Annotated in this window: 7 protein-coding genes; 3 read left to right on the forward strand and 4 right to left on the reverse strand. The window is 73.9% G+C overall.

Going from position 1 to position 8,093, the window contains the following annotated elements; all coding sequences use genetic code 11:
* Positions 1-59: 59 nt before the first annotated feature.
* On the forward strand, positions 60-647 hold the full coding sequence (locus KM933_RS37955) for a histidine phosphatase family protein (RefSeq protein ID WP_221361868.1): 588 nt from the start codon (positions 60-62) through the stop codon (positions 645-647).
* A gap of 98 nt (positions 648-745) precedes the next feature.
* On the opposite strand, the gene KM933_RS37960 is transcribed toward KM933_RS37955, so the two are convergent.
* Together KM933_RS37960 and KM933_RS37965 are read right to left on the reverse strand one after the other, a co-directional pair.
* Positions 746-2,632, reverse strand: a complete 1,887-nt coding sequence (locus tag KM933_RS37960) for a bifunctional sugar phosphate isomerase/epimerase/4-hydroxyphenylpyruvate dioxygenase family protein (protein WP_221361870.1) — start codon at positions 2,630-2,632, stop codon at positions 746-748.
* Between the two features lie 69 nt (positions 2,633-2,701).
* Positions 2,702-3,580 carry a shikimate dehydrogenase gene (locus tag KM933_RS37965; RefSeq protein WP_221361895.1) on the reverse strand — a complete coding sequence of 293 codons (879 nt, stop codon included), beginning with the start codon at positions 3,578-3,580 and terminating at the stop codon, positions 2,702-2,704.
* 172 nt (positions 3,581-3,752) lie between these two features.
* Here KM933_RS37965 and KM933_RS37970 point away from each other — a divergent pair, with 172 nt between their 5' ends.
* Together KM933_RS37970 and KM933_RS37975 are read left to right on the forward strand one after the other, a co-directional pair.
* Positions 3,753-4,418 carry a TetR/AcrR family transcriptional regulator gene (locus KM933_RS37970; RefSeq protein WP_221361872.1) on the forward strand — a complete coding sequence of 222 codons (666 nt, stop codon included), beginning with the start codon at positions 3,753-3,755 and terminating at the stop codon, positions 4,416-4,418.
* 202 nt (positions 4,419-4,620) lie between these two features.
* Positions 4,621-5,973 (forward strand): MFS transporter, encoded by a 1,353-nt coding sequence (locus KM933_RS37975; protein ID WP_221361882.1) that lies wholly within the window; start codon positions 4,621-4,623, stop codon positions 5,971-5,973.
* A 27-nt stretch (positions 5,974-6,000) separates the two neighbouring features.
* Here KM933_RS37975 and tgmB read toward each other — a convergent pair whose 3' ends face one another.
* Positions 6,001-7,002, reverse strand: a complete 1,002-nt coding sequence (gene tgmB, locus KM933_RS37980; RefSeq protein WP_221361884.1) for an ATP-grasp ribosomal peptide maturase — start codon at positions 7,000-7,002, stop codon at positions 6,001-6,003.
* Positions 7,003-7,018: 16 nt separating this feature from the next.
* Positions 7,019-7,210 carry a putative ATP-grasp-modified RiPP gene (gene tgmA / locus KM933_RS37985; RefSeq protein WP_221361886.1) on the reverse strand — a complete coding sequence of 64 codons (192 nt, stop codon included), beginning with the start codon at positions 7,208-7,210 and terminating at the stop codon, positions 7,019-7,021.
* Between the last annotated feature and the right edge of the window lie 883 nt (positions 7,211-8,093).

Raw genomic sequence — 8,093 nt, forward strand, 5'->3', positions numbered from 1 at the left:
ATCGCGGCCCTGCGCAACCAGTTCGGCGGCCACGCCGTCGAGTCCGCGAAGAAGTAGTCATGGGCGATCTTCTTCTCGTCCGGCACGGCGAGACCGAGTGGAGCAGATCGGGGCAGCACACCAGCTGGACCGACCTGCCCCTCACCCCGCACGGCGAGGAGCAGGCGAAGTCCCTCGTCCCGTTCTTCGCCGAGCGGTCCTGCGTCCTCGTACTGACCAGCCCGCTCCGGCGTGCGATACGCACCGCGGAGCTGGCCGGGCTGACCGGGGCGGTGGTCGACCCCGATCTGCACGAGTGGGACTACGGGGCGTACGAGGGCGTCGCCACCGTCGACATCCACCGCACCCGTCCCGACTGGTACTTGTGGAACGACGGGGTGCCGCCCGGCCCGGACGGGCATCCGGGCGAGTCCCCCACCGAGGTGGGGGAGCGTGCCGACCGGGTGCTCGCGCACGCGGCGAAGGCGCTCGGCGACGGTGACGTGGTCCTCGTGGCGCACTCCCACTTCCTGCGCGTCCTCACCGCCCGCCGGCTCGGCCTGCCCGCCTCGGACGGGCGGCTGTTCCGGCTGGACACGGCCACGGTGAGCCGGCTCTCCCTCGAACACGGCCGGCCCGTCGTCGCGGAGTGGAACGCCAAGCCGTAGGGGCCGGGGACGGTCCCGGCCGGCGTCGACCGGGACCGCGGTCGGCCGGGACCGCAGCCGGCCGGGACCGCAGCCGGCCGGATCCGCGGCCGGCCGGCTCAGCGCACGGGCCTGTGCGCGTGCTGCGCCGCCAGCCGCACCGGGGCGTTCCGCGCGCCGTAACCGCGGTAGCCCGCGTCGCGCTGGACCAGTTCGAAGAAGACCCGGCCGACCGTCTCCGTGTAGCAGTGGCGGAAGGCGCCGCCCTCGTCCCGGTCGTACAGGATGCCGAGTTCGCCCAGGGTCTCCAGCTCGTCGTCGGCGAACTCGTACCTGGCGGCCAGGTCGTCGTAGTAGTTGGCGGGGATCGCGAGCAGACGGCCGCCCGCGGCACGGAAGCGGCGGGCCGCCGCCACGAGGTCGTCGGTGGCGAGCGCGATGTGCTGGGCGCGGCCCCCGTCGTCGGCGCTCGGGGCCGGGCCGACGCCGAGGGCGATGCGGACGGCGCCGTCGGCGCTGGTGACGGCCCGGCTGCGCAGCAGCCCGTACGGGTCGGCCACGTCCACGCTCTCCCGGGCGCCGAGCCCGAGGACGCCGCGGTGGAAGAGGACGGCCTCGTCGAACTGGTGCCAGGGCTGGGCGAGCGCCAGGTGGTCGATGCGGCGCACCGTGCCGGCGGCCGGCGCCGGGCGCCCCGCGGCCCCGCCGGACTCGTCGGCCCCGCCGGACTCGTCGGCCCCGCCGGACTCGTCGCCCCCGGCTGGTGCGGCGGCTTCGGTCGGCTCGAAGTCGTGCGTCCAGCTGGGCAGTCCGGGCCGGTCGGTGGCGCAGAAGAAGAGTTCCGTGCCGTCGGGTGCGGCGACGGCGTCCAGGGACACGTCCCCCGGGGCCCGGCGGCGCGGCAGCACCGGGGCCAGCAGTGCCTCCGCGCGCCGGGCCGCGCCCGCCGGGTCCGGCGACTCCAGCCCGACGGCCGCGAGCTGCGTACCGTCGCGCCGGGCTCCCGGACCCGTGTTGAGCAGCACCCGCGCCTCGCCCTGCTGCCACAGGTCGACGGGTTTGCCGCGGTGCCGGGCGGTCCGGTCGAAGCCGAGCGCTTCGAGGACCTCCGTGACCGGTTCGACGTCGGGGGTGACCAGTTCGGCGAAGGCGATGCCCGTCGGTACGACGGGCCCGGGCGGTGCGGTCAGGCCGGCGTCCTCCTGCAGGACCAGGAGCGACCGCAGCGCGTCGACGGCGGTCGGCCCGGCCTCGGCCTGCCGGAACACGTCGTTGAAGACCTCCAGGGAGAGCGGCCCCCGGTAGCCGGCCCGGATCACCCGCGCGACGAGTCCGGCGACGTCGAAACCCCCCTGCCCGGGGAAGCAGCGGTAGTGCCGGCTCCACTGCAGTACGTCCATGGCCATCAGCGGGGCGTCCGCCAGCTGCAGGAAGAAGATCTTCTCGCCGGGGATGTCCGCGATCCCTCCGAGGTACTCGGGGCCGGACCCGCGGGCGAGGATGTGGAAGCTGTCCAGGCAGGTGCCGAGCGCCGGGTGACCGGCGGCCTCCACGATGCGCCAGGCGTGGTCGTACGTGCTGACATGCCGCCCCCACGCCAGCGCCTCGTACGCGACGCGGATGCCGAAGCCGTCGGCCAGCTCGGCGAGCCGGCGCAGGTGGCAGGCGGCGAGGGCGTCGTCGTCGACGGCGAGCGGCGAGACGCTGGAGCACACCAGGACGGTGTCCGCGCCGAGCCGCTCCATGAGCCGGAACTTGTGCTCGGCCCGGCGCAGATTGCGCTCGAACTCCTCCTTCGGCACGGCCTCGATGTCACGCATCGGCTGGTAGAGGTCGATGCTCAGTCCCAGATCGGCGCACCGGTCCCGGACTTCCTCCGGGCCGAGAGGGCTGGCCAGCAGGTCGTTCTCGAAGATCTCCACCCCGTCGAACCCGGCCCGGGCGGCGGCGGTGAGCTTCTCGGTGAGCCCTCCGCCGAGGGAGACGGTGGCAATGGACATGTGCACGGTGCTGCTCCTCCGGTTGACCTTCGTCCCACGGTTCGAGAGTTCGAGCCGTACCGCCCTCGGGTGCCCTCAGCGGTGTGCCCCCGTACCGGCGCCGGCCAGCTCGGCGATGTCCGCGAGCATCCGCGCCGTGTCCGGTTCGCGCCCGGTGAAGAGCCGGAACGCGTCCGCGGCCTGGAACACGGCCATCCCCCCGCCGTCGAGCACCGCGCACCCCCGCTCCCGGGCCGCGCGCACCAACTCGGTCTCCAGGGGCCGGTAGACCACCTCGGCCACCCACGACCCGGGCCGCAGCGACTCCGCCGCGAACGGCGTCCCGGGGTGCGCGGCCATCCCGGTGGGCGTGGCGTGCACGACGCCGTCCGCCGCGTCGAGCAGCGCGGCCACCCGGTCCGGCGGGGCGGCGGTCGCGCGGCCCGCGCCGAAGTGCCGGTCCAGCGCGGCGGCCAGCGCCCCCGCCCGGTCGGGCAGCGCGTCCACGACGGTGATGTGCCCCGCCCCGAGCGTGAGCAGGGCGTGGGCGACGGCGGCCCCCGCGCCCCCCGCCCCCCACTGCACGACCCGCTCCAGCGGGGCGTCGGGCAGCCCGCGCGCGAACGACGCCGCGAACCCGGTGACGTCCGTGTTGTGCCCGACCGCCCGGCCCCCGTCGAAGACGACCGTGTTCACCGCGCCCAGCGCCCGCGCCTGCGGGGCGAGTGCGTCGAGGTGCTCGATGACGAGCTGCTTGCACGGATGGGTGATGTTCAGCCCGTCGAAGCCCAGGTCGCGGGCGGCGCGCACCAGCTCCCCCACCGCGTCCGGCGCGACACCGAGCTCGTCGATGTCGATGAGCCGGTACAGACAGCGCAGGCCCTGCCGGTCGGCCTCCCGCTCGTGCAGGGCGGGGCTGAGCGAGGGGCCGATGCCCGCGCCGATCAGTCCGACGAGATACGAGTCCTTGACCACGGCGACCACGGCGGACCTCCTGAACGAACCCGTTAATGTACGAACCAGTACGTTAGCTATACCAGCTTCCCGCAGCCGCGGGAAGGCTTCGCCGGGACACCGGAGGCCGCGCTTCGGCACCGGCTTCTACAATCGCGGGCACTGCCCGTCACCCGGAGGAACCCGAAACCCGATGACCAGCGTCGAAGAACCGGCGAGGCCGAACGGTCGCATCCGCGACGCCGCCCGCACGAAGGCCGAGATCCTCGACGTCGCGACCCGGGAGTTCGCCCGGGCCGGCTACGACGGGGCCCGGGTCGACGAGATCGCCGCCCGCACCCGGACCACCAAGCGGATGATCTACTACTACTTCGGCGGCAAGGAACAGCTGTTCACCGCCGTCCTGGAGCGGGCGTACGGCGTCATCCGCGAGGCCGAGCAGGGGCTGGACGTCGAGCACCTGGACCCCGTCGCGGCCATCCGGCGGCTGGCCGAGCTGACCTTCGACCACCACGAGGCGCACCCGGACTTCATCCGCCTGGTCAGCATCGAGAACATCCACGGGGCCGAGCACATCGCCGCCTCCGAGAAGCTCGGGAGGATCGGCTCGCCCGCGCTGGACGTGATCCGCCGCATCCTGGCCTCGGGGCGGGAGTCCGGCCTCTTCACGGCCGACGTCGACGCCGTGGACCTGCACGCGATGATCAGCTCGTTCTGCTTCTTCCGGGTGGCCAACCGGCACACCTTCGGCGCCCTGTTCGGCCGCGACCTGGTCGACCCCGCGCAGCGCGAGCACTACCGCAGCATGCTGGGCGACATGGTCATCGCCTATCTGACGGCGGACCGCGCGCCACGCTGACACGGCCCGCGGCACGACCTCTTGACACCCGGGGAGCGTGGGCGCACCATCCGTAGCCATCCGCTACTAACTATCCAGTGGGTTAATTGACCGGGCAGCGCCCGGTGCGGCCGTCCCGTCACCCCAGGGAGCCGGCACCCCTCCCCCGCGCCCACTCCGCCCCCCTCCGCCCCCTCCGGAGTCCCCCCGAAGGAGCACCGCCGTGTCCGTCCCCGCAGCACCTTCCGACGCGCCACCGGGCCAGCCCCGGAAGGCCGCGACCGCCGCCTGGATCGGCAGCGCGCTGGAGTACTACGACTTCTTCATCTACGGCAGCGCGGCCGCGCTGATCTTCCCGGACGTCTTCTTCGACGAGTCGGACCCGGCCACCGCGACCCTGCTGTCGCTGGCCACGTTCGGTGTCGCGTACGCGGCCCGGCCGGTCGGGGCGCTGTTCCTCGGGCACTTCGGCGACCGGGTCGGCCGCAAGAAGATCATGGTCTTCACCCTGGTCCTGATGGGGGTGTCCACGTTCCTCATCGGCTGTCTGCCGACACGCGACCAGGTCGGCACGCTGGCGCCCGTGCTGCTGGTCCTGTGCCGGGTCCTGCAGGGCATCTCGGCCGCGGGCGAGCAGGCCAGCGCCAACTCCATGTCGCTGGAGCACGCGCCGCCGGACAGGCGGGGCTTCTTCACCAGTTTCACGCTCAGCGGCACCCAGGGCGGCCAGCTCCTCGCCACCCTGGTCTTCATCCCGGTCGCCGCCCTGCCCGAGGACCAGTTGCTCTCCTGGGGCTGGCGGATCCCGTTCTGGATGAGCATCGCGGTCGCCGTCGTCGGCTACGTCATCCGCCGCACCCTGGAGGAGACCCCGGCCTTCACCCGGCAGGCGGCCACCGAGGGCGTCGCCAGGATGCCGCTCGCCGTGCTGGTGCGCGACCACTGGGCGGACGTCCTGCGGGTGGTCGCGGCCGCCCTCGTCGCCTCGGTGAGCACGATCTTCACGGTGTGGGCGCTGGCGTACGCGACCAGCGAGCCGGTGGGCATGGACCGTACGTCCATGCTGTGGGTGAGCGCGCTGGCCAACCTCGTCGCGCTCGGCGCGATCCCGCTGTGGGCGGTCCTGTCCGACCGCATCGGCCGCCGCCCGGTCTTCCTGATCGGCGCCGCGGGCAGCGGCGTACTGATGTTCCTCTATCTGTGGGCGATCTCCACGGGCTCGTACCCGCTGGTCCTGGTCCTCGGCATCGTGACCTTCGGCGTCGTCTACAGCGCCGCGAACGGCGTCTGGCCGTCCTTCTACGGCGAGATGTTCCCGGCCAGGGTCCGGCTGTCGGGCATGGCCGTCGGCACGCAGATCGGTTTCGCGATCGCCGGTTTCGCGGTGACCTTCGCCGCGCGGATCGCGGGCCCGGACGGCGACGACTGGTCGGCCGTGGCGCTGTTCACGGCGGCGCTCTGCGTCCCGCCGGTGATCGCCGCGATCACGGCCCGCGAGACGCACCGGGTGCCGACGGAGCACCTCGGGGAGCGGGTGTCCCGGGAGCGGACGGACCAGGAGAGCGTCACGGCCTGAACCGCCCCTCCGGCCCGCACGGCGACCTCAGCGGCCCCCCGCGGTCCCCGCCCCGGCGCCGGTCGCGGGCGCGGGCGCGGGCGCGGCGGACGGTGCCGGGGCCGCCAGCCAGTCGGCCACGGCCGTCGCTATGGGCTGGCCCGACTCGATCTGCACGAAGCCGAACTGGCCGGACTGGTTGCACTCCAGGAACCACCACATCCCCTCGGCGTCCTCGGCGAAGTCGAAGGCCCCGTAGGCCAGTCCGGCCTCCCGGAGGTACGCGCGCACCCCGGCGGCGACGGACGACGGTGCGTCCACCGCGTGCCAGGGGGTGGCGGAGGAGGCGAACCGCACGTCCACCTCGTCGGGGTGGGCGTCCGGGGCGACCGCCTTGCGGGCGGCGTGGATCCGGTCGCCGACACAGGTCAGCCGGATGTCGGCGCGCTTGGCCACCCGCCGCTGGAGCAGGGTGGGCCCGAAGGCGACGGCCGAGAAGTCGGTGCCGGGCGCGACCCGGCTGGTGGGAACCGCCCTGGGCGGTTCCTGCGGGTGCGCGCCGGAGACGGGCTTGACCACCAGGTCCGGGAAGCGGACGGCGAAGTCGCGGGCGGCCTGCGGGAACGTGGTGATCAGGGTGGCGGGCACGGGCAGGCCGCTGCGCTGGGCGAGACGGAGCTGCCAGGGCTTGTGGCGGGCCCGGCGGGCCGCGTCGGGGTGGTTCATCCAGCGCGCGTCGGTGGAGCGCAGCATGCCGTAGAGCGCCTGCGCGGACTCCTCGGTCAGCCAGTCGGAGGGCTCGGCGGCACGGGCGGCGGGCACACCGGGCCTGCGGACCCAGACGGACCGCAGTCCGTTCATGCTCACCAGTCGGCCGCCGGCGGACAGATGCCCGTGAAAGGTGCCGCGCACGTACTCACCGGACAGGGCCACGGGACCCGGCAGGTCCGCGGGATCGAGGCGGACGACCGGGATTCCGCCCCGGTCCAGCTCCGCCACCACCATGTCCGCGGTCACATCCTGTTCGCACGTCAGGACCAGAACCGTCATTTTCGGAGGTCCGGATTCAGTCGTCGAAGTGGGTCTTCGAGCCGGCGGTGGAGGTCGTGGCCCCCAGTTCCCGCAACACGGCGTAATCATGAGCGGCGAGCCGCCCGTCCGGGAGCACGTTCAACTGCAGTCTGGAGTCGTAGGCGTACGGAACGCCGACCTCCAACTGCTGGGCCGGACGGGCGTAATTGAGCGCGAACGGTCGCATCGGTTCTCCTTGCTCGGTGCGGACCCGCAAAGGCGGGTCGTGACGCTCCGGCATCACCGTACCCGGCAGGCCCACTGGGCTTCCACGGAGATATACGAATCGAACTGGCTAATGGTTGCCTCACGCTGCGTAGTCACTGAAGCGGTATCACCGGTGACTCGTTGCGGCGGGGCCGATCGTGCGTGCGCGAGGCGGTCACCCGACGGTCGGGGCGTGTGTCCCGGGTCCGCGGATCCGGCGCCGGGCCGCGGTCCGGCGCACGGACGCACACCGGTATGCGCACAACGCCCCGTGCGCCCGTAAGGTGCCCGGCGCGGGGTGGTGCCTGCGGGTGCCGGAGCGCGGACCTTCGCCCGCGCACGCCCTTGACCACGGATTTCGGCCGGCGTGCGCTTCCTTCCCGTCGCTGCCGGCCACTTCGCCGGGGGCGCGCCGGGAGCGGGCAGGGGCGGGGACGGGACGAGGAGCGGCGCACCGCGGAACCGGTCCGCGCCGGCGGCCCGGACTCCGCCCGGACCGGTCCCCCATGTGCCGTACGGACGACCGGAGTCCGGCCGTCCGCGCGGGCGCCCGCGCCCGGGGCGCCCTCAGCGGTGTGGCGCACATCTCACGTCCCACGTCCCGTCCGCGGGTCGTGGACGCGCCCTCTCGATGAGCCGTCCGTGGCCGGGCGTGCGCACAGGGTCGCGCCGGGCACCGCTTCCGGTCCGCGGCGCGAAGTCCGGGCCCTCGCCCACGAGTTCGACGGGCCGCGCGGCGGACCGCACCGTGCTCCGCCGTGCGGCGGAGGACCGGCCGTACGGCCGGTACCGGCGTCGGCATCGGTGCCGGCGACCGGGTGCGGGCCGCCGGGCCGGCGGCAGCCCGTGCTGCCCGTGCGGGT

Origin of the sequence: Streptomyces beigongshangae (genome assembly GCF_019710745.1) — a bacterium.
In the GTDB taxonomy this organism is placed as follows: Bacteria; Actinomycetota; Actinomycetes; order Streptomycetales; family Streptomycetaceae; genus Streptomyces; species Streptomyces beigongshangae.

Bases quoted from the DNA above. Each gene is read 5' to 3' on its own strand.
- KM933_RS37955 (WP_221361868.1), top strand. From the start codon at position 60: ATGGGCGATCTTCTTCTCGTCCGGCACGGCGAGACCGAGTGGAGCAGA.
- KM933_RS37970 (WP_221361872.1), top strand. From the start codon at position 3,753: ATGACCAGCGTCGAAGAACCGGCGAGGCCGAACGGTCGCATCCGCGAC.
- tgmB (WP_221361884.1), bottom strand. From the start codon at position 7,002: ATGACGGTTCTGGTCCTGACGTGCGAACAGGATGTGACCGCGGACATG.
- tgmA (WP_221361886.1), bottom strand. From the start codon at position 7,210: ATGCGACCGTTCGCGCTCAATTACGCCCGTCCGGCCCAGCAGTTGGAG.